Annotated in this window: 19 protein-coding genes; 12 read left to right on the top strand and 7 right to left on the bottom strand. The window is 75.2% G+C overall.

Annotated elements, in window-relative coordinates; all coding sequences use genetic code 11:
* Positions 1-75 precede the first annotated feature (75 nt).
* Complete coding sequence (locus ACFVU9_RS41395) at positions 76-714, top strand: hypothetical protein (RefSeq protein WP_387602600.1); 639 nt, start codon at positions 76-78, stop codon at positions 712-714.
* Here ACFVU9_RS41395 and ACFVU9_RS41390 read toward each other — a convergent pair.
* Together ACFVU9_RS41390 and ACFVU9_RS41385 are read right to left on the bottom strand one after the other, a co-directional pair.
* On the bottom strand, positions 624-1,037 hold the full coding sequence (locus ACFVU9_RS41390) for a hypothetical protein (RefSeq protein ID WP_387602597.1): 414 nt from the start codon (positions 1,035-1,037) through the stop codon (positions 624-626). The genes ACFVU9_RS41395 and ACFVU9_RS41390 overlap by 91 nt on opposite strands.
* A gap of 53 nt (positions 1,038-1,090) precedes the next feature.
* Positions 1,091-1,276: a hypothetical protein gene (locus ACFVU9_RS41385; RefSeq protein ID WP_380499227.1), complete on the bottom strand. Its 186-nt coding sequence runs from the start codon at positions 1,274-1,276 to the stop codon at positions 1,091-1,093.
* Between the two features lie 57 nt (positions 1,277-1,333).
* On the opposite strand from ACFVU9_RS41385, the gene ACFVU9_RS41380 reads away from it, so the two are divergent.
* The 7 genes from ACFVU9_RS41380 (at position 1,334) to ACFVU9_RS41350 (ending at position 13,743) form a co-directional block, all read left to right on the top strand.
* A complete protein-coding gene (locus tag ACFVU9_RS41380; RefSeq protein WP_387602594.1) occupies positions 1,334-2,425 on the top strand; it encodes a protein kinase in 1,092 nt (363 codons plus the stop codon).
* 159 nt (positions 2,426-2,584) lie between these two features.
* A complete protein-coding gene (locus ACFVU9_RS41375; protein ID WP_387602592.1) occupies positions 2,585-4,405 on the top strand; it encodes a serine/threonine-protein kinase in 1,821 nt (606 codons plus the stop codon).
* Between the two features lie 102 nt (positions 4,406-4,507).
* Positions 4,508-6,151, top strand: coding sequence for a succinic semialdehyde dehydrogenase (locus ACFVU9_RS41370; protein ID WP_380435974.1), 1,644 nt, complete (start codon positions 4,508-4,510; stop codon positions 6,149-6,151).
* A gap of 70 nt (positions 6,152-6,221) precedes the next feature.
* The gene (locus ACFVU9_RS41365; RefSeq protein WP_380435976.1) at positions 6,222-8,012 is read left to right on the top strand and encodes a GMC oxidoreductase; all 1,791 of its coding nucleotides are present in this window, start codon (positions 6,222-6,224) and stop codon (positions 8,010-8,012) included.
* Positions 8,013-8,269: 257 nt separating this feature from the next.
* Entirely contained in the window at positions 8,270-9,871 is a 1,602-nt protein-coding gene (locus ACFVU9_RS41360) for a hypothetical protein (RefSeq protein ID WP_387602589.1), read from the top strand.
* Positions 9,872-10,917: 1,046 nt separating this feature from the next.
* Entirely contained in the window at positions 10,918-12,513 is a 1,596-nt protein-coding gene (gene guaA, locus ACFVU9_RS41355) for a glutamine-hydrolyzing GMP synthase (RefSeq protein ID WP_380438959.1), read from the top strand.
* 204 nt (positions 12,514-12,717) lie between these two features.
* Complete coding sequence (locus ACFVU9_RS41350; protein ID WP_380438961.1) at positions 12,718-13,743, top strand: Rieske 2Fe-2S domain-containing protein; 1,026 nt, start codon at positions 12,718-12,720, stop codon at positions 13,741-13,743.
* Positions 13,744-13,758: 15 nt separating this feature from the next.
* Here ACFVU9_RS41350 and ACFVU9_RS41345 read toward each other — a convergent pair whose 3' ends face one another.
* Positions 13,759-13,968: a hypothetical protein gene (locus tag ACFVU9_RS41345; protein ID WP_380438963.1), complete on the bottom strand. Its 210-nt coding sequence runs from the start codon at positions 13,966-13,968 to the stop codon at positions 13,759-13,761.
* Positions 13,965-15,476, bottom strand: coding sequence for a PspC domain-containing protein (locus ACFVU9_RS41340; RefSeq protein WP_387602585.1), 1,512 nt, complete (start codon positions 15,474-15,476; stop codon positions 13,965-13,967). The genes ACFVU9_RS41345 and ACFVU9_RS41340 overlap by 4 nt, the downstream gene beginning before the upstream one ends.
* A 133-nt stretch (positions 15,477-15,609) precedes the next feature.
* On the opposite strand from ACFVU9_RS41340, the gene ACFVU9_RS41335 reads away from it, so the two are divergent.
* The 3 genes from ACFVU9_RS41335 to pcrA all read left to right on the top strand — a co-directional run bounded on the left by ACFVU9_RS41335 (position 15,610) and on the right by pcrA (position 20,496).
* Positions 15,610-17,073, top strand: a complete 1,464-nt coding sequence (locus ACFVU9_RS41335) for a PspC domain-containing protein (protein ID WP_380499233.1) — start codon at positions 15,610-15,612, stop codon at positions 17,071-17,073.
* Positions 17,066-17,743: a response regulator transcription factor gene (locus tag ACFVU9_RS41330; RefSeq protein WP_329927624.1), complete on the top strand. Its 678-nt coding sequence runs from the start codon at positions 17,066-17,068 to the stop codon at positions 17,741-17,743. The genes ACFVU9_RS41335 and ACFVU9_RS41330 overlap by 8 nt, the downstream gene beginning before the upstream one ends.
* A gap of 98 nt (positions 17,744-17,841) precedes the next feature.
* A complete protein-coding gene (gene pcrA / locus ACFVU9_RS41325; protein WP_380438971.1) occupies positions 17,842-20,496 on the top strand; it encodes a DNA helicase PcrA in 2,655 nt (884 codons plus the stop codon).
* A gap of 46 nt (positions 20,497-20,542) precedes the next feature.
* Here pcrA and ACFVU9_RS41320 read toward each other — a convergent pair whose 3' ends face one another.
* Positions 20,543-21,331: a M23 family metallopeptidase gene (locus ACFVU9_RS41320; protein ID WP_387602581.1), complete on the bottom strand. Its 789-nt coding sequence runs from the start codon at positions 21,329-21,331 to the stop codon at positions 20,543-20,545.
* Between the two features lie 318 nt (positions 21,332-21,649).
* Between ACFVU9_RS41320 and ACFVU9_RS41315 the strand changes: the two genes are divergently transcribed.
* Entirely contained in the window at positions 21,650-22,057 is a 408-nt protein-coding gene (locus ACFVU9_RS41315) for a cobalamin B12-binding domain-containing protein (protein WP_153460947.1), read from the top strand.
* Positions 22,058-22,194: 137 nt separating this feature from the next.
* Here ACFVU9_RS41315 and ACFVU9_RS41310 read toward each other — a convergent pair whose 3' ends face one another.
* Together ACFVU9_RS41310 and ACFVU9_RS41305 are read right to left on the bottom strand one after the other, a co-directional pair.
* Complete coding sequence (locus ACFVU9_RS41310) at positions 22,195-23,784, bottom strand: DUF5691 domain-containing protein (RefSeq protein ID WP_380509183.1); 1,590 nt, start codon at positions 23,782-23,784, stop codon at positions 22,195-22,197.
* 9 nt (positions 23,785-23,793) lie between these two features.
* A partial coding sequence (locus ACFVU9_RS41305; RefSeq protein ID WP_387602578.1) for an SWIM zinc finger family protein occupies positions 23,794-24,713 on the bottom strand: 920 nt, incomplete at its 5' end.

The following is a 24,713-nucleotide window of genomic DNA, read 5'->3' as shown; positions in this document are numbered from 1 at the left end:
GCGAAGGCCTTCGGCTGTTCGGCGGCCGGCAGGGATCTCGCCTCTGCCGAGAGCCGGCCGGTTGAGGACAGCACTGTGGCGACGCCGAGGCGCGCCGGGGCGCCCACCTCCGCCTCGGAGCAGAAGGCGGCGGCCGAGCCCGCGCCGGCCGGCACCGAGGCGGCCCCGCCGCAGGCCCCGGCCACCGCGGCGACGACCCCCGCGGGCGGCCAGGCACCCGCCCCGGCGGCGACGCCCACCCCGACTCCGACCCCGCCCCCGGCCGCCGCGGTGCCGGCCGGGTACCACCTGTACAAGGACCCGACCGGCTTCTCGGTCGTGCTGCCGGACTGGCTCCAGCAGAGCGGCTCGGAGGCCACCCGCCGGACCTTCCAGGGCAACGGCAGCACGCTGCGGATCGAGTGGACCACCAGCCCCGACCCGAGCGCGCTGGCGGACTGGCAGGAGGCCGAGCCCGGCCTGCGCGCGCAGGTGACCAACTACCAGCGGGTCAACCTCGCGGCCGTCGGCTACCGGCAGTGGAGCAACGCGGCCGACTGGGAGTGGACCAACGGCACGCCGAGGATGCACTCGCTCAACCGCGGCTTCGTGACCGGCAGCCCGGCCAAGTACGGCTACGCGATCTACTGGACCACGCCGGACGCGGACTGGGCGGCCCCGGCCAACTCCCAGGCCAGGGACGAGGCGTTCGCCAGCTTCCAGCCCGCGCCGTAACCCGGCGGGCGTCGGGCCGGTCGGCCGGGCAGGCGCTCCTCGGCCCTGGCGAACTCCTGGTCGGTGAGCGCCCCGGAGCGGTGCGGGGCGGCCGACCGCTCCAGCCGGTCCAGCGGTCGCCCGCCCGCGCGGAGCTCCTCGGGGGCGGGGTCGGGCGGCGCCTTGGCCAGGGAGGCGGCCGCCTGCGGGGTGGCCCGCGCGGCCCGTGCGGCGGTCCTGATCCGCTCGGTGAACTCCCCGGCCCCGGCCGCGTCCTCGAAGCGGTGGGAGCCGGTCGGGGCGATGATCGTCAGGGCGTCGCCGTCGAGCCCGGTCCGCGTCATGGTCGGGTCGGTGACGGCGGCAAGCGGAACCGGTACCGGCGGTTTCCCGTCCTTCAGGAAGAGCAGCCGGTAGGTGGTCGGGACCAGCGCGCCCTCGCGGAAGTGGTCGGGGTGGAGGCGACGGGCCGCTCACCGTCGATCACGGCCGCCTCGACCGTGCGCACGGCCTCGGCCCGCGTCGCCCGGCCGCCGTTGCCGGCGACCCGGAACGCGGTGTCGATCAGATCGGTCCGGTCCACGGGGCCGAGCCCGGGAGAGCCGCTCAGTAGGCTGCTCGGTGAGCGAGAGGAACTGGCATGCGAGCGGGCCCTGGGCAGGTGCTGGCGGGGCGTTACCGGCTGACGGACCGTCCGGAGGCGCTGCGGGCGACCGCGGTGGACGAGGGCACCGGCGAGTCGGTGCTGCTGCGCGCCCTGGAGCTGCCCGCGCTGCTGACCGGCGGCCACGATCCGGAGGACGGCACGCCGCCGCAGGCCGACCGGCTGGTCCGGCGGGTCGGAGCGGTCGGCTCGACGGCGCCGGCCTGGCACCCGCGGCTGCTGCGCGGGGTCGGGGCGTTCGTCGACGGAGAGCTGCTGTGGACGGTCGAGGAGCGGCCGGCCGGCGTCCCGTTGGCCGAACTCGTCGCCGCCGGGCCGTTGCCGCCCTACCGGGCGGCCGAGCTGGCGGCGGACCTGGCGGGCGCGCTGCGCTCGCTGCACGAGGCCGGGCTCAGCCACGGCAACCTGACCGCCGAGTCGGTGCTGGTCTGCGAGGACGGCGCGGCGATGCTCGGCGGACTGTTGCCCGGGGTGGCCGAGGAGGCGCTGGCCGAGGACCTCGGCGGGCCCGGCGGTCGCCGCCGCTACGAGGTGCGGGCCACCCTGGTCGGCCCGGTGGCGGAGCGCTGGCCGCTGGACGGCGGCCCGGCCGGGGACTGCTGGGCGCTCGGGGTGCTGCTGCAGCGGCTGCTGACCGGGCGTTCGCCCTACCCCGAGGGCGGGGTGCCGGAGCTGGTGACGGCGGTCCGGGACGGCCGGCGCGAGCCGTCCGCCTCCTGCGGTCCGCTGGCGCCGCTCGTCGAGCGGCTGCTCCAGCCCGATCCGGCGCTGCGGCCGACCGCCGACGAGGTCCGCCGGGAGCTGGCGGTGCTGCTGGCGGGCGCGCCGGAGCCGGCCGACGGCGAGCGGGCGGCCCGGGAGGTCGTGCTGCGGCCGGCCGGTCCGCTGGTGAAGTCCGCGCGCGGGCGCGGCCGGGGCGCCGCCGTGCCGTCCGCCGGCCGCGGGGCGGGGACGGACGGGGGCAAGCCGCCCCGGATACCCCCGGCCCTGCTGGGGCCGGTGCTGGTCGGAGGCGTCTTCCTGCTGCTCGTGCTGGGGGTGGTCGCCGTGGTGATGTTCGCGGGCTGACGGCCCGGCCCGGCCGCGGTTCGCGGACGCGGCGGACCGGGGAGATTACCCGGGTCGGCGAGGTGGGCCTAATGTGTGCGTGGGATTTGTTCGAACAGTGGTCTGCACCAGGCCCTCCGTCGCACTGACGGCAGCCGAAGCGAGGGGGAGCGGTCGCCGATGGGCGTGCAGGACCGGCCGGAGACGGCCGAGACGGAGCGGCTGCTGGCCGGGCGGTACGAGCTGGGCGATCGGCTCGGCCGCGGCGGCATGGGCACGGTCTGGCGGGCCTGGGACCGGATGCTGGACCGTGAGGTCGCGGTCAAGGAACTGACCGTCAACCACCTCCCCGAGGACGAGCTGGAGATCCTGCACGCCCGGATGAAGCGCGAGGCGAGCGCGGCGGCCCGGATCAAGCACCCCGGCGTCATCACCGTGCACGACGTGCTGGAGCAGGACGGCCGGCCGTGGATCGTCATGGAGCTGGTCGACGGCCGCTCGCTGGCCGACGTGATCAGCCAGGACGGCACCCTCCAGCCGCGCGCCGCCGCCGAGGTCGGCAGCCAGGTGCTGGCCGCGCTGCACCGCGGGCACCAGCTGGGCGTGCTGCACCGGGACGTCAAGCCGGCCAACGTGCTGCTGGAGCGCGGCACCGGCCGGGTCGTCCTGCTGGACTTCGGGATCGCGAAGTTCGAGGGCTCCGCCGAGCTGACCCGGCCGGGCGACCTCGTCGGCTCGCCGGACTACCTCGCGCCCGAGCGCGCCCAGGGCGAGCGGCCCGGGCCGGCCTCCGACCTGTGGGGCCTCGGCGCGACGCTGTACGCGGCCGTCGAGGGGCAGTCGCCGTTCCGCCGGACCTCGCCGATCACCACGCTGGCCGCGGTCGTGGGCGATCCGCTGCCGGAGCCGCGCCGGGCCGGGCCGCTCGGGCCGGTGCTGGCCGCGCTGATGGCCAAGGACCCGGCCGAGCGGCCGACCGCGGACGAGGCGGCCCGGATGCTCGCCGAGGTGCAGGCCGGGCACACGGTCGGCCTGAAGGCGGTCGCGCCGGTCCGGACGCCGACGATGTCGGTGCCCGTCGTGGACCGGAGCGACACGACCGGCGGGGCCGCGGCCGACGCCGGTGACGCCGGTACGGACACCGGCATCGAGCCGGACACCGCCGGGGAGCCGGCCGCAGCCCGCTCGTCGGAGACGGCCGTCACCGCGGCGCACGCTCCGGCCGGTGGCGCCGTGGCCGCGGCGCACGTTCCCGCCGTGGGCGCCCAGGCGGGCGCGCCGATCGCCGCGGGGGCGCCCACCGGGCCCGTCGCGCCGGTGCCGCACACCATCGCGCCCGCGCGCGGACCGGCCAGGCGCCGCAGCCTGGCGAAGGTCGTCGGCATCGCGGTGGCCGTCGGCCTGGTCGCCGCCGCGGGCACCTTCTTCGCCACCCGGCACGTCGTCGGCTCCGACGCCGGCCCCGCCGACGACCCGTCGACGCCCGCCGTGACCACCTCGGCCGTGCCGGTGCCGACCGGATCGGCGAGCGGCGGGCCGGTGCCCGCCGGCTACCAGTGGGTGGAGGACCCGGCCGGGTTCCGCTTCGTGCTGCCGTCCGCGTCCCCGGCCTGGCAGCGCATCCTCGGGAGCGACAACAACCAGATCTTCTACAGCCCCGACGGCAAGGTGCACTACCTGCAGTTCGCCGTCACCGTCGGGCAGTCGGTGAAGCCGCTGGAGCACATGCGGGAGATGGAGGCCAGCGTCTCCAAGGCGCAGAAGGACTACAAGCAGCACCGGATGGCGAGCACCGCGGTGAACGGCCACGAGGCGGCCGTCTGGGAGTTCAGCTACGCGGCCAAGGAGGGCGGCCGCCGCCGCGCGGTCGAGACCGAGTTCATCGACGAGGACGGCACCGCCTACGCGATCTACTCGTCCAGCCCGGAGAAGGGCAACGACTGGAACGAGGCCCTCCAGCGCTTCACGACGGTGCTCAACAGCTTCACGCCCACCCGCTGACCACGGCGCCGTCCGGGCGGAGCGCCCGCTTTCGCCCGAGTGCGGCAGATTGTTGTTACCGACGGGTACCGCGCCGGGCGCCGAGCGCCTAGGCTGCGCCGTATGTCGGACCTCACAGCAGATGCAGTGGCCACCGGACGTCCCGACGCCGCCCCCGCGGGCGGCAACCCGGCCGCTCCGGGCGGCGGCCGGACCGTCGCCGGGGCCGTCCCGCCGTCCCTGGTCGCCCGGCTGGCCGGCGGCGTCACCGCGACCGGCGAGCCCAGCGTGGTGGAGACCGTCGCCCCGCTGACCGGTGAGCGGCTGGCGAGCCTGCCGCAGTCCACCCCGGCCGACGTCGAGGTCGCCTTCCAGCTGGCCCGCCGCGCCCAGTCGGCCTGGGCCGCGCTGCCCGTGCGCCGCCGCGCCGCCGTCCTGCTGCGCTTCCACGACCTGCTGCTCAAGCGGCAGGACGAGGTCCTGGACCTGATCCAGGCCGAGACCGGCAAGGCCAGGCTGCACGCCTTCGAGGAAGTGCTCGCCGTCGCCATGGCCGCCCGGCACTACGGGCGCGCCGCGCACGGGTACCTGCGCGACAAGCGGCACGGCGGCGCGCTGCCGGTGCTCACCCAGGCGATCGAGGCCCGCCGCCCCAAGGGCGTGATCGGCCACGTCTCGCCGTGGAACTACCCGCTGGAGCTGTCCGTCGGCGACGCCCTGCCCGCCTTCGTGGCCGGCAACGCCGTCGTCAACAAGCCCGACACGCAGACCGCGCTCACCGCGCTGTGGGCCCGCGAACTGCTCGTCGAGGCCGGGCTGCCGGCCGACCTGTGGCAGGTCGTGATCGGCGACGGACCGGTGATCGGCCCGGCCGTGGTCGAGCACGCGGACTACGTCTCCTTCACCGGCTCCACCCGCACCGGCCGCGACGTCGCCCAGCGCGCCGCCGCCCGGCTGATCGGCGCCTCGCTCGAACTCGGCGGCAAGAACGCCATGCTGGTGCTCGCCGACGCGGACCTCGACCGGGCCGCGGCCGGCGCCGTGCGGGCCTGCTTCTCCTCCGCCGGTCAGCTCTGCATCTCCATCGAGCGCCTCATGGTCCACCGTTCGGTCGCCGACGCCTTCCTGGAGAAGTTCGCCGAGCGCACCCGGGCCCTGCGCCTGGGCGGCGGCCTCGCGTACGGCGCCGACATGGGCTCGCTGGTCTCGGCCCGCCAACTGGACACCACCACCCGGCACGTCGAGGAGGCCGTCAAGGCCGGCGCCACCGTGCTGGCCGGCGGCCGCGCCCGGCCCGACCTCGGCCCCTTCTTCTACGAGCCGACCATCCTCGACGGCGTCACGCCGGAGATGGCGGTCTGCGGCGAGGAGACCTTCGGCCCGGTCGTCTCCGTCTACCGCTTCGACACCGACGACGAGGCGGTGGCCGCCGCCAACGCCACCCCGTACGGCCTCAACTCCAGCGTCTGGACCCGGAACCCGCGCCGCGGCCGGGCGGTCGCGGCCCGGCTGCGCACCGGCACCGTCAACGTCAACGAGGCGTACGCCGCCGCCTACGGCTCGGTCGGCTCGCCGATGGGCGGGATGGGCGACTCCGGGCTCGGCCGGCGGCACGGCGCGGAGGGCATCCTGCGGTTCACCGAGGCCCAGACCATCGCGACCCAGCGGCTGCTCCCGCTCGCGCCCTCGCTCGGGCTCGACGACCGGCAGTTCGCGGCGGTGTTCACCGGCGGGCTGCGGGTGCTGAAGGCGCTGCGCCTCAAGTAGGCGGGGCAGTGGCGGAGCCCGGCCGGTGGGCGGTGCGGGCGGATTCGGACGGCTAAGGGAGCAGTGGCAGATGGCGGGGTCCCCGGAACAGGGCGAGTTCGACTACGACGTGGTCGTGGTCGGCTCCGGCTTCGGCGGTTCGGTCGCCGCGCTGCGGCTGACCGAGAAGGGCTACCGGGTGGCCGTCCTGGAGGCCGGGCGGCGCTTCGACCGCGACGAACTGCCCCGGAACTCCTGGGACCTGCCGAACTACCTGTGGGCGCCGCAGCTGGGGCTGTACGGCATCCAGCGGATCCACCTGCTGGCCAACGTGCTGATCCTGGCCGGCGCCGGGGTCGGCGGCGGCTCGCTGAACTACGCCAACACCCTGTACGTGCCGCCGAAGGCGTTCTTCGAGGACCGTCAGTGGCGCCACATCACCGACTGGCAGGCGGAGTTGGCGCCGTTCTACGACCAGGCACAGCGGATGCTCGGGGTCCGGCTCAATCCGACCGTCACGCCGTCCGACGTCCACCTCAAGGCGGCGGCCGAGAAGATGGGCGTCGGGGACACCTTCCACATGGCGCCGGTCGGGGTCTTCTTCGGGGACGGCAAGGACACCGACGGCACGGCCAAGGCCGCGCCCGGCGAGGAGGTCGCCGACCCGTACTTCGGCGGCGCCGGCCCGGCCCGCAAGGCCTGCGTGGAGTGCGGCGAGTGCATGACCGGGTGCCGGCACGGCGCCAAGAACATGCTCACCGAGAACTACCTGTACCTGGCCGAGCAGGGCGGCGCGGAGATCCACCCGCTGACCACGGTGGCCCGGATCCGGGAGCAGGGCGAGGGCTACGCGGTGGACGTGCGCCGCACCGACTCGCGCTCGAAGACGGACCGGGTCAAGGCGGGCGCGCGGACCATCACCGCCGCCCGGGTCGTGGTCGCGGCCGGCACCTACGGCACCCAGTCGCTGCTGCACCGGATGCGCGCGGACGGCCACCTGCCCCGGCTCTCGGCCCGGCTCGGCGAGCTGACCCGGACCAACTCCGAGGCGCTGGTGGGCGCGCAGACCACCGACCGGCGCTACGGCAGCCGCGCGGACTTCACCAAGGGCGTCGCGATCACCTCCTCGATCCACCCGGACGCGAACACCCACATCGAGCCGGTGCGCTACGGCAAGGGCTCGAACGCGATGGGCGCGCTGTCGATCGCCCAGGTCGCGGGCGGTGGTCGGGCCCCGCGCTGGCTGCGCTACCTGGGCAACTCGGTGAGTCACCCGGTGACCTTCGCGCGCTCGATGAACCAGCGCCGCTGGTCGGAGAAGACGATCATCGGCCTGGTGATGCAGTCGCTGGACAACTCGATCACCGTCTCGCTGAAGAAGGACCTGCTCGGCAAGGCCCGGCTGACCTCCGCCCAGGGCCACGGCGCGCCCAACCCGACCTGGATCCCGGCCGCCGAGAAGGGCGCCCAGGCGCTTGCCGCGGAGATCAACGGCTTCGCCGGCAGCACCGTGGGCGAGATCTTCGATATCCCGATGACCGCCCACTTCCTCGGCGGCTGCCCGATCGGCGACACCGCCGAGACCGGCGTGGTCGACCCGTACCACCGGCTCTACGGTCACCCGGGGATCAGCGTCGTGGACGGCGCGGCGGTCTCCGCCAACCTCGGCGTCAACCCGTCGCTGACGATCACCGCGCAGGCCGAGCGCGCGATGTCGATGTGGCCCAACAAGGGCGAGGCCGACCCGCGGCCGGAGCAGGGCGCGGAGTACCGCCGCACCGCGGCCGTCGCGCCGGTGCGCCCGGCCGTGCCGAAGGACGCGTTCGGGGCGCTGCGGCTGCCGCTGCTGGCCGTCCCGGAGGTGCCGAAGAAGCGCGGCTGACGCTCGACTGCGCGGCCAACGCGCCGGGGCTGGAAGCCGGTTGACATCCGTTCGGATCCGATGGGATAAACGGGCGTCCTGGGGGACCAGGGACTCGTCGAGCGGGGGGAACGCGGTTCATGGCCATCTGCGCATCGTGCGGTGCGGCTTCGGTGGAGGGGGCGCGGGCCTGTGCCGCGTGCGGACGGCCGTCCGCGCCACCGCCACCGCCCCCACCGCCGGCCGGTCCGCCGAGCAGCCCGCAGGCCGCCCCGCCCGTGGTGCCGCCGCCCCCGCCTCCCGGGTACGCGCCCGCGCCGCCCGGGTACGCGCCCGCGCCGGGCACCTGGGGCGCCGGGCGGCCGTACGACCCGGCTGCCGGGCAGTCGCCCGCGCTGCGCGGGCTGACCGCCATGGACTGGCGCCCGGCGCTCCTCGCGCTCCTCGCACCGACCGTCGTCCTGCTGGTCGCCGCGCTGGTCGCGGCGATCCCGAGCGACTACAACGAATCCGCCACCCTGGTCCAGATGCCCGGGTTCGGCGACCGCTACGGCGCCGCCCTCGCGATGGCGCTCGGCGCGCTCGGCGCCCCGTTCAAGCTCTCCTACGCGATCCACTGGCGGGGCACCGACACCGACTTCGGCTTCACGGCGCGGGTGCTCCCGCTGACCGTCACCGTGCTGTGGCTGCTCGCCCTCTGGCTCGGCCTGCGGACGCTCTCCCGCCGTCGGCAGGCCCGCACGGCCGAGCAGATGACCCGCGGCCAGGCGGCCGGCGAGGCGCTGCGCACCGCGCTGGTCGCGGCCGGCGTGACGCTGCTCGTCGGCCTGCTCGCCGGGGCGGACTGGAGCCCCTACCTGCCCGGCAACCCCACCGGGTTCGGCCGCTCGTCGGCGATCACCTACACCGCGGACGCCGGCTGGCCGCAGGCGGTCGGCTGGAGCGCCCTGCTCGCCGGGCTGGTCGCGTTCGCCGTGTACGGCACCGACGCGCTGCGCTGGGCGGCCTGGCGCAACCGGACGATCCGCGGCTGGGCGGTGGCGGGGCTGGCAGCCGGCCAGGTGCTCGCGCTGCTGGTCGGCACGGCCTCGCTGGTGGCGTTCGTCCTGGTCGCGGCCAACAGCGAGGGCTGGCAGACCGCGGTGTCGTCGGCCTTCCTGCCCAACCTCGGGCTGATGCTGATCGGCATCGGCTCGGGGGCGACGTTCCGCGCCGAGGGCGGGCCCGCCTCCCGGGGGCCGGACTGGGGCGGCGGGCGGGGCGGCTACCCGGGCTTCCAGGAGTTCTCGTTCTTCGACCTGCACGGCGAGAGCGGCGCCTGGCGCTTCGCCGGCCTGCTGGCCGTCGCCTCGGTGATCCTGCTGGCCTGGACGGCCCACCGCCGTCGGCTCGACGCGGCCGACCGGATCCGGCTGGCGGTGGTGTACGCGGTCGGGCTGACCCTGCTCATGGTGTTCTCCGGCGCCGCGACCACGGGCTTCGGCAGCGGCGGGACGCGCTCCGACCCGGCCACCGCCGGCTACTCGGTGAGCCTGGTCTTCGGTTCGCTGCTCGCGGCCAACGTGATCTGGGCGGCGATCGGCGCGCTGGCGCTGCCGCCGCTGCTGGCCGCCGCGACGGGCGGGCGGGGCGCGGCCGCCGTCCCGTACGCGGGCGCCGTGCCGCCGCAGGGTCCGCCGGACGGGTACGACCACGTCGGGCCCGGGTACGGGCACGCCGCCGGGGAGCCCGAGCCGTACCGGCCGGAGGCGGGGGTGAGCGACGTGATCGGTTCGTCCGAGGGGCCGTCGGGGCCGACGGGCGGGGCGGACGACCGGCTCGCGGGGCCCCGGGACGGCGAAGGCAGGGTCGACCCGAGCGTCTGGCGCGACCACCCGTAGCGCGGATCCCGGCAGGTCGGGGCCCCGGCAGGTCGAGCGGGACCGGTCGGGGCCGGAAAGGCCGGCGCCGGAAAGGGCAAAGGGCCCCGCGGGGGAACGGGGCCCTTTGTCGCTCAGCACGCGGCGTCAGGGCTGCGCCGGTGCTGGAGGTGACGGCGCCGGGGGAGGAGCGCCGTCATTCGGTTGGCTTCGGGGCCGCGCCCGGTGCGGCTCCGGCGTGGGTGGCCGGCGGCGCGGGGGGCGCGCACGCTCGCGGTGCGTCGGGTCGGCGCGCAGTCCTGCGCCGGACACTCGATCACGGAGCGTGAGGTGGCGACCGTTGCCGCCCCAGGTCGCGGCGGCAGCGGTCCCGGACTCCACAGTGGGCCGTAGGCCGCCGGGAGAACCGCTTCCACGGAGCATCGTGCTGGACGGAGGGCTCGGTCTGCAACCGGTTCGGCACACTTCGGCCCGGTCCATTTTGTGACGACGAGCTCCGCTTCGCCGCGGTGATGATCACGGTGCGTAGTGGTTCGGTCGATTGCGGCGCACGGGGACGCGCGTAGCGGCGCGCAACGGTGAGTGGTGTGCGCCCCCGGGCGCGCGCCCGGGGGTCGTGCCGGGGTGCAGCGGCCGGCCCCGGGCGTCCCCGGGGCCGGCCGCCCCACCTCGCGGTCCAGTCGCGGCCGGGGTCGCTGTCCCCTGCTGGCCGGCCGCGGCACCCGCGCACGGTCCCACGGCGCGCCGCGCCCGGTCTGGCCGGAACGACGGCGGCGCCACGTGCGCCGGTGGACTGGAATGGAGCTCCACGCGTGGTCCTACGTGACGCGCGGCGGCGCCCCGCGCCCGGGGCGGAGGCGGCGCGTCTGGCGGGCGCGGCGCGGTCGCACGTCGTGTGAAGCAACGAACCGCCGGCCCGTCCGGTCACGGCTGCTTGGATGTGCAGACGAGTGAAACCGGGCAGCCCGGTAGAATCGGGCTCAGACACCCCCACCCGTCGCCGTCGTGGCCCCTGCCCGGGACGCGTGCCGAGCGACACCCTCGATACCGCTGCCGGAAGGCCGTCTGTGTCCGCTGCAATTCCCGTCCAGTCCGTACCTGAGACCGACACCGTGCTGGTCGTCGACTTCGGTGCCCAGTACGCCCAGCTCATCGCCCGCCGGGTGCGTGAGGCCCGGGTCTACAGCGAGATCGTGCCGAGCTCCATGCCGGTCGCCGAGATGCTCGCCAAGAACCCGAAGGCGATCATCCTGTCCGGCGGCCCGTCCTCGGTCTACGAGGAGGGCGCGCCGCAGCTCGACCGTGCGATCTTCGAGGCCGGCGTCCCGGTGTTCGGCATGTGCTACGGCTTCCAGCTGATGGCCAAGACGCTCGGTGGCACCGTCGACAACAGCGGCGCCCGCGAGTACGGCCGCACCCCGCTGACCGTCAGCCGCTCCGGCTCCACCCTGTTCGAGGGCGTCCCGGCGAAGCACTCGGTGTGGATGTCGCACGGCGACGCCTGCTCCGCGGCGCCCGAGGGCTTCACCGTCACCGCCTCCACCGACGTGGTGCCGGTCGCGGCCTTCGAGAACGACGAGGCCCGGCTCTACGGCGTCCAGTACCACCCCGAGGTGCTGCACTCCGACCACGGCCAGCAGATCCTGGAGCACTTCCTCTACCGCGGCGCCGGCCTCGCCCCGACCTGGACGACGGGCAACGTCGTCGAGGAGCAGGTCGCGCTGATCCGCGCGCAGGTCGGCACCAAGCGGGCGATCTGCGGCCTGTCCGGCGGCGTGGACTCCGCGGTCGCCGCGGCCCTGGTCAACAAGGCCATCGGCGACCAGCTGACCTGCGTCTACGTCGACCACGGCCTGATGCGCAAGGGCGAGACCGAGCAGGTCGAGAAGGACTTCGTCGCGGCCACCGGGGTGCAGCTGAAGGTCGTCGACGCGGCCGAGCGCTTCCTGGACGCGCTGAAGGGGGTCACCGACCCCGAGGAGAAGCGCAAGATCATCGGCCGCGAGTTCATCCGGGTCTTCGAGCAGGCCCAGGCCGAGATCATCGCCGAGGCCGGCGAGCAGGGCGAGTCGGTCGACTTCCTGGTCCAGGGCACCCTGTACCCGGACGTCGTGGAGTCCGGCGGCGGCACCGGCACCGCCAACATCAAGTCCCACCACAACGTCGGCGGCCTGCCCGAGGACCTCCAGTTCCAGCTGGTCGAGCCGCTGCGCAAGCTGTTCAAGGACGAGGTCCGGATGGTCGGCCAGGAGCTGGGCCTGCCGGAGGAGATCGTCCAGCGCCAGCCGTTCCCGGGCCCGGGCCTCGGCATCCGCATCGTCGGCGAGGTCACCGAGGAGCGCCTGGACCTGCTGCGCGAGGCCGACGCCATCGCCCGCGAGGAGCTGACCGCGGCCGGCCTGGACCGCGAGATCTGGCAGTGCCCGGTCGTGCTGCTCGCCGACGTGCGCAGCGTGGGCGTGCAGGGCGACGGCCGCACCTACGGTCACCCGATCGTGCTGCGTCCGGTGTCCTCCGAGGACGCCATGACCGCGGACTGGTCGCGCCTGCCGTACGACGTGCTGGCCCGCATCTCGACCCGCATCACCAACGAGGTCCGCGACGTGAACCGCGTCGTCGTGGACGTCACCAGCAAGCCGCCGGGCACCATCGAGTGGGAGTAGGCACTCCCGCCGGCCCGGGTGTCCGACGCCGGACCGGAGCCTGAACGGCCGCGCCGTCGTTCCCTTGAGAGGGGGCGACGGCGCGGCCGTCGGCGGTTCCGGGGGGTCCGCGTGAGGTGGACCTCCCACCGAAAGCGTTCACGAGCGGGCAGAATGCGGACCGGACCTGTCAGGAGCGGCAGGCCGCGAGGGAAGGTGTGAGGCATGTCGGAGGCTGGCAACTCCGTGGCGGTCGGCGGGGGCGCGGCCGGACGGGCGGACCGGGCGGCCCAGCGGCGGGCGTTCGCGACCCGGTTCGCGATGCTGCCGCTGCGGCTCTTCCTCGGCGTCACCTTCGTCTACGCGGCCCTCGACAAGCTGTCCGACGCGCACTACCTGGCCGGGGCCGGCGATCCGGCGTCGTTCGTCTCGCAGACGCAGGCCGTCCGGGCCGCCAGCCCCGTCTCCTTCCTGCTCGGCCCCGCGCTGGACGCGCCGACCCTGTTCGCGCTCCTCGTGGCCTTCGGCGAGCTGGCCGTCGGCCTCGGCACGCTGCTCGGCCTGTGGGGCCGGGTGGCGGCGCTCGGCGGCGCGGCGATCAGCCTGAGCCTGTGGCTGACCGTCAGCTGGAACGTCTCGCCGTACTACCTCGGCAACGACCTGGTCTACCTGCTGGCCTGGACGCCGCTCCTGCTGGCCGGCACCCCGGAGCTCTCGGTGGACGGCTACCTCGCCCGGCGCGCCGGGCGGGACCGCGAGCGCGGGCTGGGCGAGGAGCACGTGCGGCGCCGGGCCCTGATGGACGGCGGGATCGCCGCCGTCGCGATCGGCGGCGCCGGGCTGCTGACCGGCTCGCTCACCCGGACCTTCGGGCGGGACAAGGCGGCGGCGCCGAAGCAGTCCGCCGCCCCGGTCGCGACCCCTTCCGCGCCCCCCGGGCCGGCCCCCTCGGTGGCCGCCGCGAGCGTGCCGGTCGGCGGCTCGGCCCAGGTCAAGGACCCGGCGACGGGCGACGCCGTCTACATCGTCCAGCCCAAGGCGGGCCAGTACTGCGGCCTCTCGTCGGTCTGCACGCACTCCGGCTGCGCGGTGGACGCCCCCAAGAACGGCCAGCTGTACTGCCCGTGCCACGGCTCGCGGTTCGACGCGGCCACCGGCGCGGTGGTCAACGGTCCGGCCACCAAGCCGCTCGCGAAGTACACCGTCACGAAGAGCGGCGAAAAGCTGAACCTCGGCCCGCAGCAGAGCTGAGCCGCCGGGCAGTGGCTAGTCCCCGTCGTCGGACCGGCCGCGGCGGGCCACCGCCGCGACCGCGCCGGCCAGGCCGCCGGCGCCGAGCACGATGAAGGTGACGGGGATGACGATCCGTCCGTTCACCGACTGGTCGTTGACCGCCGCGACCAGGTAGACCACCGCGATCACGGTGAACAGCGCGCCCGCGATCAGCGAGAACAGGTCGATCCGGTGCTTCCTCACTTCTGGACCACCTTGATGTTGCCGAGTCCGACCTCCAGCATGAGGTCGAGCGTGCCCTTGGACGGCCGGTCGGTGCCGGGGTGGATCTCGTAGGTGTGGCGGCCGGTGCTGTCGTTCCCGTCGCTGCCGGGGACGCTGATGCTGCCGAGCGCCATCTGGGTGACCACGTTGACGGTGACGTCGGAGGGCACCACGACCGTCAGGTCGCCCGCGCCCATCTCCACCCGGCTGGAGAGCTCGGCCCCGGCCGGGTCGAGCGCGCTCAGGTCGAGCCGGGCCTGGCCGGCCCCGAGGCCGTACTTCTCCTTGAGCTGGGACGCCGAGGCGACCGTCCAGGTGCGGTCGCCGAAGGCGTTCTGCAGCGAGTTCGGCGAGCGGCCGACGAAGGCCAGGCCCAGGGTGAGCAGCAGGCCGATCGCGGCCAGCTTGCGGGCCCGGCCGAACTTCGCGCCGACCAGCAGGGTCAGACCGACCACCAGCAGGGCGGTGGCCAGGACGGTCGAGCTCACCACGGTGATGCTGTTGTGGCCGACGGCGGCGGACCAGACCGCGGCGCCCGCGCCGATCGCCAGCAGGAATCCGAAGAAGCCGAGCGCCGAGCGTTCCTTCGGGTGACGGACCACGGTCGGCTTCGGCGGCGCCGCGGGGCCCGCCTTGCGCAGCGGGTCCCCCTCCGGTAGGTCGGTGCGCTGCCACCACGGCTGGGACGGCGTGCCGGGCGGGGGCACCGGGGTGCCGTACGGGGGCGTGGCGCCGGTCTTCGGCGCGCCGCTCCTGGGCGGCGTGGCCGTGGTGCCGTACGGGTTCCGCTCCGGGTGGCGCGGGTCCCACAGGTAGCCGGTGGGGCCGGGGGCGGGGGTGTCCGCGGGGACGGTGCCGGCGGCGCTCCCCCAGCCTTCGGCCGGGGGGACCCCCATGGCGGCGTGCCGGGCGCGGGCCGACTCGTCCTGCGGCACGTCCTGCCGGGGCCAGATGTACGGGGAGCCGGGTGCCTCGGCCTCGGGGAAGTAGCGGTCGTACGGGCCGCCGCGGCGGCGTCCGCGGGCCCGGGCCTTGCGGCGCTCCGGGTCGTAGCGCACCGCCAGGAAGACCAGCCCGGCGAGCAGCAGCAGCGGGAGCATCTGGTCGCCGTCGCCCATCGAGGAGAAGAACACCCCGGTGCCGATGACGGTCAGGAGCACCGCGCCGACCGACTGGCCGTCCACCCGGCCGGTGAGCACCCGCTGGAGCTCGGTGCGCCCGCCGCGGCCGGCGCCCCGGCCGTCCGGCGAGCCCTCGGTCGGGACGACCAGCCAGGCCAGGCCGTACAGGAACAGGCCGAGCCCGCCGGAGAGGCAGAGCACGACGGTGACGACGCGGAAGACCACCGGGTCGATGTCCAGGTGGCGCCCGAGGCCGCCGCAGACGCCGGCCACCACGCGGTGGTGCTCGGCCCGGGTCAGCGGCGGGCGGTCGGGTTCCGGCGGGGCGGCGGGCCCGGCGTCCTGGATGCGGTGGTCCTCGGTCATGGGCACCATCCTCCCGGGCCGGGCCGCCGGGCCCAACCGGTACCAGCCCTGTCCGCACCCTGACTTGTCCCTGATAAGCGGTAGGGACCCACCCTGATGCGCCCGCGGGCGCCCGCGTGGAACCATCGGTGGCGTGGCAGCACCCGGTACCGATCCCCGTCCCCTCGCCCCCGACGCCCCGCCGCCGTCGGGCGGCGACCCGAACGCGTCCGACGGCGGCCGTCCGCCCTACCGCCGGCTCTACCGCAGCCCGCACGGGCGGATGCTCGGCGGCGTCGCGCACGGCCTCGCGGTGCACCTCGGGCTGCCGGTGCGGTGGGTCCGGCTGGCGTTCGTGCTGCTGTTCTTCGCGCAGGGGATCGGCGGGCTGCTGTACGCGGCGTTCTGGTTCGTGGTGCCGATCGGCATCGGCGAGCCCTCGCGGCGCGGCGCGCACTGGGTGTACGTCAACGGCACGTTCGTGCCCGCCGCGCAGTGGCAGGGGCCGAGCGCTCCGCTGACCAAACCGGGGGCCGGCACCGGCTGGGTCGGCCGGCTGCGCGAACTGCTTCAGCACGCCCTGCAGGGCGAGCCGGTCGTGCAGACCGCCGCCGCCACCGAGGGCGAGGCCTCCGCCCGCCCGGCCAAGGGCGGCCTCGGCCAGCTCGCCGCGCTGGTCATGGTCGTCATCGGCGTGATCGCGCTGCTCAACGTCCTCGGCTGGCAGACCGCCAAGCCGTACACCTGGCCGCTGCTGGCGATCGGCGTCGGCGTCGCGCTGGTGTGGCGGCAGGCCGACGACTCGCGCTGGCAGCGCTGGTTCGGCCTGGAGGAGGGGGAGAAGCGGCGCGGCGCCTACACCCGGGTCGGCGCGGGCGTCCTGCTCGCGGTGGCCGGCACGATCGCCCTGCTCGCGATGCAGACCAGCGACTCGACGCTCGGCTCGGTCATCGAGGCCTCGATCGCGGTGCTCGCCGGCGTGCTCGTGCTGCTCGGCCCGTACGGACTGCGGCTCTGGCAGGACCTCGGGGCCGAGCGGACCGCCCGCATCCGCGCCCAGGAGCGCGCCGAGATCGCGGCGCACATCCACGACTCGGTGCTGCACACCCTGACCCTGATCCAGCGCCGGGCCGAGGACCCCAAGGAGGTGCTGCGGCTGGCCCGCTCGCAGGAGCGCGAGCTGCGGCTGTGGCTGTACCGCCCGGAGGCCGCCGCCGAGGCCGCGCCGGAGACGATGGCGGAGACCCTGCGCTCGGTCGTCGCCGAGGTCGAGGACCGGCACGGCGTCCCGGTCGAGCTCGTGATCGTCGGCGACTGCCCGATGGACGAGAAGATCGCGGCACAGATGCAGGCCGCGAGGGAGGCGACCGTCAACGCGGCCAAGTACGGTGGCGGGGGACCGGTCCAGGTGTACGCGGAGGTCGAGGGGAGGACGGTGTCGGTGTTCGTGCGCGATCACGGCCCCGGCTTCGACCCCGACACGGTGCCCGAGGACCGGATGGGCGTACGGGAGTCGATCATCGGCCGGATGAAGCGCAACGGCGGCACCGCCCGGGTGCGGCCCGCGCCGGACGGCGGCACCGAGGTCGAGCTGGAGATGGAGAGAACGAATGACTGAGGCAGCGCCGGAGCGCACCGCTCGGGTCGTGCTGGTGGACGACCACCGGATGTTCCGGACCGGGGTCAGGGCCGAGATCGGGCGCACCGCGGAGACCGGCATCGACGTGGTCGGGGAGGCGGACGACGTCGAGTCGGCGGTCCGCGTCGTCGCCGAGACCCGGCCGGACGTCGTGCTGCTCGACGTCCACCTGCCCGGTGGCGGCGGCGTCGAGGTGCTGCGGCGCTCGGCGGGGGTGATGACCGGCGAGCAGTCGGTGAAGTTCCTCGCGCTGTCGGTGTCGGACGCGGCCGAGGACGTCATCGGCGTCATCCGCGGCGGTGCGCGCGGCTACGTCACCAAGACGATCACGGGGAACGACCTGGTCAACGCGATCTTCCGGATCGCCGACGGCGACGCGGTGTTCTCGCCCCGGCTCGCGGGCTTCGTCCTGGACGCGTTCGCGGCCACCGACACCCCGCCGGTCGACGAGGACCTCGACCGCCTCACCCAGCGCGAGCGCGAGGTGCTGCGGCTGATCGCGCGCGGGTACGCGTACAAGGAGATCGCCAAGCAGCTGTTCATCTCGGTGAAGACGGTCGAGAGCCACGTCTCCGCCGTCCTGCGCAAGCTCCAGCTGAGCAACCGGCACGAGCTCACCCGCTGGGCCACCGCGCGCCGCCTGGTCTGAGCACCGTCCGCACGAGCCCGTCCGCCCCCGGCCCCGCACCGATGGGTCTGCCCGGGCCGGGCGGGCTTGTCGGTGCGGGGCCATAGACTCGGAGTGCCATGAGTAGCCTCTTTGACGACCTCCCGCTCCCCGGTTTCGAGGCCCCCGCCGCCGGGTCGAAGCAGCCCGCCGCCACTCCCCTCGACGAGGAGCCCCCGCCGTTCGAGGACGACGTCCCGTACGACGCGTACGAGGAGGCGATCCCGGAGGGGCTCTTCCACACGGACCACGCCGCCGCGGCCGAGCGCGACGCCTGGTACCGCAACGGCGCCGCCCGGACGGTGGTCGACCCGGCCCAGCTGCTGGAGGGCATGAACGACCCCCAGCGCGAGGCCGTCCTGCACGCCGGCTCGCCGCTGCTCATCGTGGCCGGCGCCGGCTCCGGCAAGACCCGGGTGCTCACCCACCGCATCGCCCACCTGCTCGGCGCCCGCGGCGTGCAGCCGGGCGAGATCCTGGCGATCACCTTCACCAACAAGGCCGCCGGCGAGATGCGCGAGCGCGTCGAGCAGCTGGTCGGCCCGCGCGCCCGGGCCATGTGGGTCTCCACCTTCCACAGCGCGTGCGTGCGGATCCTGCGCCGCGAGTCCAAGGTGCTGGGCTTCACGTCCAGCTTCTCGATCTACGACTCGGCCGACTCCCAGCGGCTGATGTCGCTGGTCTGCCGCGACCTCGACCTGGACCCCAAGCAGTTCCCGCCGAAGTCCTTCACGGCGAAGGTCAGCAACCTCAAGAACGAGCTGATCGACGAGGAGACCTTCGCCGACCAGGCCGCCAACCCGATGGAGAAGAAGCTCGCCGAGGCGTACGCGCTCTACCAGCGGCGGCTGCGCGAGGCCAACGCGCTCGACTTCGACGACATCATCATGACGACGGTGAACCTGCTCCAGGCCTTCCCCGACGTCGCCGAGCACTACCGCCGGCGCTTCCGGCACATCCTGGTCGACGAGTACCAGGACACCAACCACGCCCAGTACATGCTGGTCCGGGAGCTGAGCGGCGGCTCCGTCGCCGCCGCGCCGAAGCGCACCGTGGACGGGGAGTTCGTGAACCCGGCCGCCGCGCACCTCGCCGAGGTGCCGCCCGCCGAGCTGTGCGTCGTCGGTGACGCGGACCAGTCGATCTACGCCTTCCGCGGCGCGACCATCCGCAACATCCTCCAGTTCGAGGAGGACTACCCGAACGCGACGACGATCCTGCTGGAGCAGAACTACCGCTCCACGCAGACGATCCTGAGCGCCGCCAACGCCGTCATCGAGCGCAACGCCAACCGGCGCGAGAAGAAGCTCTGGACGGCCGGCGACCACGGCGAGAAGGTCGTCGGCTACGTCGCCGACGACGAGCACGGCGAGGCCCAGTTCATCGCCGACGAGATCGACCGGCTCACCGACAAGGGCGAGGCCAAGCCCGGCGACGTCGCGATCTTCTACCGCACCAACGCCCAGTCCCGCGTGTTCGAGGAGGTGTTCATCCGGGTCGGCCTGCCGTACAAGGTCGTCGGCGGGGTGCGCTTCTACGAGCGCAAGGAGGTCCGGGACGTCCTCGCGTACCTGCGGGTGCTCTCCAACCCCGAGGACACCGTGCCGCTGCGCCGGATCCTCAACGTGCCCAAGCGCGGCATCGGCGAGCGGGCCGAGGCGATGATCGACGCGCTCTCCTCGCGGGAGCGGATCTCCTTCCCCCAGGCGCTGCTGCGGGTCGACGAGGCGTACGGGATGGCCGCGCGCTCGGCCAACGCGGTCAAGAAGTTCAACACCCTGATGGCCGGGCTGCGCCAGGTCGTCGAGTCGGGCGCGGGCCCGGCGGCGGTGCTGGAGGCCGTCCTGGAGGAGACCGGCTACCTGGCCGAGCTCCAGTCCTCCACCGACCCGCAGGACGAGACCCGGGTGGAGAACCTGCAGGAACTCGCCTCCGTCGCCCTGGAGTACGAGCAGGACCCGGGCGAGCGGCCGGACGCCGGCGAGGACGGCGCGCCGCCGGTCGGCTCGCTGGCCGACTTCCTGGAGCGGGTCGCGCTGGTCGCCGACTCCGACCAGATCCCGGATGCGAAGCAGTACGGGACCGAAGGAGGAAGCCCGGACGAGGACGAGGAGGGCCGGGGCGTCATCACGATGATGACCCTGCACACCGCCAAGGGCCTGGAGTTCCCGGTGGTCTTCCTGACCGGCATGGAGGACGGCATCTTCCCGCACATGCGGGCCCTCAACCAGGTCAAGGAGCTGGAGGAGGAGCGCCGCCTCGCGTACGTCGGGCTGACCCGGGCGCGCGAGCGGCTCTACCTGACCCGCTCGGTGCTGCGCAGCGCGTGGGGGCAGCCCGCGTACAACCCGGCCTCGCGGTTCCTGGAGGAGATCCCGGAGAACCTGGTGGAGTGGAAGCGGACGGGGGCGGCGCAGGCGCCGGCCGCGCGGGGCTTCTCCTCGGGCTCCTCGTGGGGCAAGTCCTCCTCCGGGGGCGGCGGTTCGCGGGCGGGCTCGTCGGCCTCGGCCTCGCCGAAGGCGGGCTGGGGGCAGTCGGCGCGGCGCTCGGGCAAGGTCGTGGAGCGCGAGGCCGTCTCGCTCGCGGTCGGGGACCGGGTCACCCACGACACCTTCGGGCTGGGCACGGTGGTCACCGTCACGGGTGTCGGCGACCGGGCCCAGGCCACGGTGGACTTCGGCACGGAGGGGCGCAAGCAGCTGCTCCTGCGCTACGCGCCGGTGGAGAAGCTCTAGTGCCACCGCGCTGGCAGGCCCGGGCCCTTCGAGCCGGCCCGGCCCGCTAGCGCGGGTCCAGGCCGTTCGAGAGGAACCACGGCAGCGGGTCGACCGGCCCGCTGCCCGGCGGCCGGATCTCGAAGTGCAGGTGCGGGCCGGTGCTGTTGCCGCTGCTGCCGACGAAGGCGATGAGGTCGCCCTGCTTCACCGGGCCCTTGCGGACCTTGTAGCCGCGCAGGTGGCAGAACCAGGCCTCGGTGCCGTCGTTCATCTTCAGTATCGACATGTAGCCGTAGAACGGGTTCCACTGCGTGCGGATCGTGCCGTCGGCGACGGCGTAGACCTCGGAGCCGCCGTCCACCGGGAAGTCGATGCCGGTGTGGCGGTTGGCCCAGTGGGTGCCGGCCGCGCCGAACAGTTCGCCGAGGCCGTGCTGGGCGACCGGCATGACGACCTTCGGCTGCGGGGCGGGCGGCGGCGTCGGCTGGGCGGTCGGGGCGTCCGTCGGCTGGGCGCCGGTCAGCGGCTGGCGGGCGTCGCCGCGCGAGGCCTGGGAGTGGTCGCCGCCGGCCGCGACGGCCTGCTGGGCGGTGACCTTGGTGGCCGTGGCGGCGGTGCTGTCGGGGGCGTCGGCCGCCGTCGCCTGCGGGGGCACCCGGCCGGCCTCGTCCTGCACCACCGTGATCGCCGCGGCCGCGGCGACCCCGAGCGCGGCCACCGACGGCACCGCGACCCGGAACAGCGCGGCCCGGGTGGCCGCCTTGGCGGCGCCGCGCCGCTGCGCGCGGGACTGCTCCCGGGCGGCCACGCGCAGCTCCGCACGGGTCGGACGGGCGGCTGCGTCGGGAGCCATCGGGGGCTGCCTCCTCGGTGGGCCTCGGTCACGTCGTCGGGCGAGGGAAAACAGGCGTGACTGTATCCGTACGTTCCGTGCCCCCGAAAAACCTCCGCTTGTCAAGAGGTCGCGCGGGGGTCCGTGCGATTGCCCGGAGGTGGGTATACCCACTGGTAGGAAGGGGTGGGCCTGTGATTTTGCCCTCCTCTTGAGGGGTGGCACGGCCAACCGGCCCGGGTGGCGCTAACCTCCCCTCAGGTTGGTTATTGACCGTTAACGCGCCCACGGCCCACGAGGCCGGGTGGGTTGGTGGACGACGAGGTCCAGGAGGCAGTCATGGGTGTGTCAGGGCCGATCCGTGTGGTGGTGGCCAAGCCGGGGCTGGACGGTCACGACCGCGGCGCCAAGGTCATCGCGCGCGCCCTGCGCGACGCCGGCATGGAGGTCATCTACACCGGGCTGCACCAGACGCCCGAGCAGGTCGTGGACACCGCGATCCAGGAGGACGCGGACGGCATCGGCCTGTCGATCCTCTCGGGCGCCCACATGACGCTGTGCGCGCGGGTGCTGGAACTGCTGAAGGAGCGCGACGCGGCCGACATCAAGGTGTTCTGCGGCGGGATCATCCCGGACGAGGACATCGCCGAGCTGAAGGCGATGGGCGTCGCGGACATCTTCACCCCGGGCACCCCGACCCGGGACGTCGTCGCCTGGGTCGAGGCCAACCTCCGCGCGGCGGGCTGATCTCCGCCCTCATCGTCGGGTGAGCGGGCCGGTCCCCGGGCGGGGGCCGGCCCGCTTTCTCGTGCCCGGGGCTCGACTCGGGCCGGGGGCCGGGCTCGGCTCAGGCCCCGGACCCGGGCTCACGCGCCGGGCCGGGCTCACGCCCCGAGCTCGGCGAGCATCGCCTCCCGGAAGCGGAGCGTCCCGGCGAGGCGGGCGAAGGTCTCGGCCCACGCCGAGTCCGGTGTGGTGCCGGCGGCCAGCTCCTCGACGGCGCCGGCCGTCTCCGGGGCCAGCGCGCGCTCAGTCATCCCGAGCACGCCGCTGTGGCTCCACGGGTACGCCCCGGAGGCGGCGGCGCGGGACAGTGCGGTGACGACCGCGGTGGACAGCGGCGGCGTCCACGGCGTGGTGCACGCGCCGAGCAGCTGGAAGGCCTCGCCCAGGCCGTGCACCTCGATGAACGCGGCCGTCCAGGCGGCCCGTTCGGCGGGCGGCAGGACGGACAGCAGCTTGGCGGGCGCGCCGGTGGCCCGCGGCGCCCGCGCCCGGCCCGCGCCGCGGACGGGCGGGACGGGCGCCGGGCCGAGCAGCGCGCGGGCCCAGTCGGGGTCGTGCTGGCGGACGGCGGCGCGGGCCCAGGCCTCGCGGAGGTCGTCGGCCCAGCTGCTGCTGGTCTCGTCGATGCTGTCGCCGACCCGCAGGGCGAGCAGCTGGTCCGGTGTCAGGCCCGTCGTCTCGGGCCAGGTGGCGAGCGGCGCCGCCGCGACCACCTCGCCGAACCACCAGGCCCGTTCGCCGCGCCCGGTCGGTGACTTGGGGGGTATGCCGTCGCGCTCCATGGCCGCGTCGCACTCGGCGGGCGGGGTGACCAGCAGGTGTGTGCCCGGATCGGCGAGGCGGACGGCGGCGGTGGCGCGGACGGCCATCCGCCGGGCGAGCGCGGAGCCGGGGAGGGTGGAGAGCAGCTCGGCGGCCGTCGCCCGGACGTTCTTGCTGCGGTCGCCGAGGGCGGCCTCCAGGAACGGCTCGTCCTCGGGGGAGAGGCCGTCCTGGAGGGCGTCCAGGAAGAGCAGCCGGTCCTCGGCGCGCTCGGTCGGCCACGTGCTCCGCAGCAGGGCGAGGCCGGCCGCCGGATCGCGGCGGCGCAGCAGCGTGAGGTGGGTGACGCGCTCGGCGAACAGGCCCTCGTGCCACAGGCGGTCGTCCGCGGGCTCCGGCGGCGCGCCGGGCGGCGTGGTGCGCAGGACGTAGCGCCAGTCCGGGTTCCGCACGGCCAGCCAGCGGCCGAGGGGACCGGCCAGGGCGACGCCGTCCTGGCGCAGTTCGCTGCGGGCTCGGGAGGCGTCGAGCAGGGCGGGCACCAGGGCGGCCGGCGGGCGCAGGCCCCGCTCGCGGGCGGCGGCGAGCCACTGCGGCAGCAGCTCGGTGAGGTTGGCGAGGGTGCCGGTGCCGCCGGTGGTGCGGCCGGCGAGCAGGACGGCGAGCCGCCGGGCCGCCGCAGGGGGCAGCTCGGGGCGGCCGTCCTGCGGGGCGGGCGGGTCCGGCGGCTCCGCGGCCGGGGCGGGCAGGGCGCCCGCGCGGCGCCGGACGGTCGCGAGCGCGGCGAGCTCCAGCAGGGCGGTGGCCGGGTCGTCCCGGTCCACGGACCCGCCGAGGGGCAGGGCGGTGTCGGGGAGCCGGCGGCGGTCGGTGCCGAGGAGGGCGGTGGTGTGGAGGGTCTCCCACGGGTCCTGGGCGGTCGTCATGTTCTGCTCCTAGACGGTGGTCAGGCCTATGGGGCGGTGGTCGTCGCCGGGCCAGGCGGTGACCGGGGCGAAGCCCTGGTGGCCGTACTCGCCGAAGACGGTGAGCGGGCGGCCGGTGGACACGGCGGCCAGGCGCCACAGGGCGGCCTCCGGGACGGCCGCGGGGCGGACGGGGACGGTGTGGTGGCCGTCCGTCAGGCGCCAGCCGTCCGGGGTGAGGACGGGGACGACGCTTGTGAGGACGGTGGGCCAGGCGTCCAGCCACGGGTCGTCGGCGACGGCGGTGCCGTAGCCGGCCACCGCCTCGGCGACGGACAGGCCGTCCGGCGGGGCGGCCGGGCCGGGCGCGGGGGCGCCGTACCGGGTGCCGAGGGCGGCGCGCAGCGGACGGGCGCCGGGGTGGAAGGCGAGCTCGGCCTCCAGCGCGTGGCCGGTGGGCAGGGCGAGGTCGGGGGCCTGGCCGGGGCGGCCGAAGGCGAGCAGCAGGGCCGGGCGGCCGGTCTTGGCGCCGCGCAGCCAGAGCCGGCGGGTGGTGAGCCGGTCGTCCCCGCCCTCGCCCATGGGCGCGGTCCGGCTGCCGAGGACGAGCCAGCGGTCCCGGACCGTGGGCCCGGCGAGCAGTTCGGCGGCGTCGGTGGTGTAGCCGACCCTCGTCCGCACCGTCGCCGCCAGCCCGGTGGGCAGCTCGTCGAGCCGGGTGGCGGCGGTGGCGAGCAGGTGGAGCATCGCGTACTCCTCCAGGAGCCGCTCCTGCGGGAGGCCGTCCAGCTCGCGGACCCGGGCGGCGAGGCCCGGCGCCTGGGCGTCGACCATTCGCGCCGCCACCTCCTCCCACGGACCGGCGGCGGACCGGTCGGCCAGGCCGTGCCGGATCCCGTCGGCGAGCCGCAGCCGCAGCTCGGCCGCGCCGGCGGCGACCCGGGCGCCGC

It is taken from the genome of Kitasatospora sp. NPDC057936, from assembly GCF_042887525.1.
In the GTDB taxonomy this organism is placed as follows: domain Bacteria; phylum Actinomycetota; class Actinomycetes; order Streptomycetales; family Streptomycetaceae; genus Kitasatospora.
Note: the sequence above shows the minus strand (reverse complement) of the source record. Positions and strands in the feature narration are given on the sequence as shown.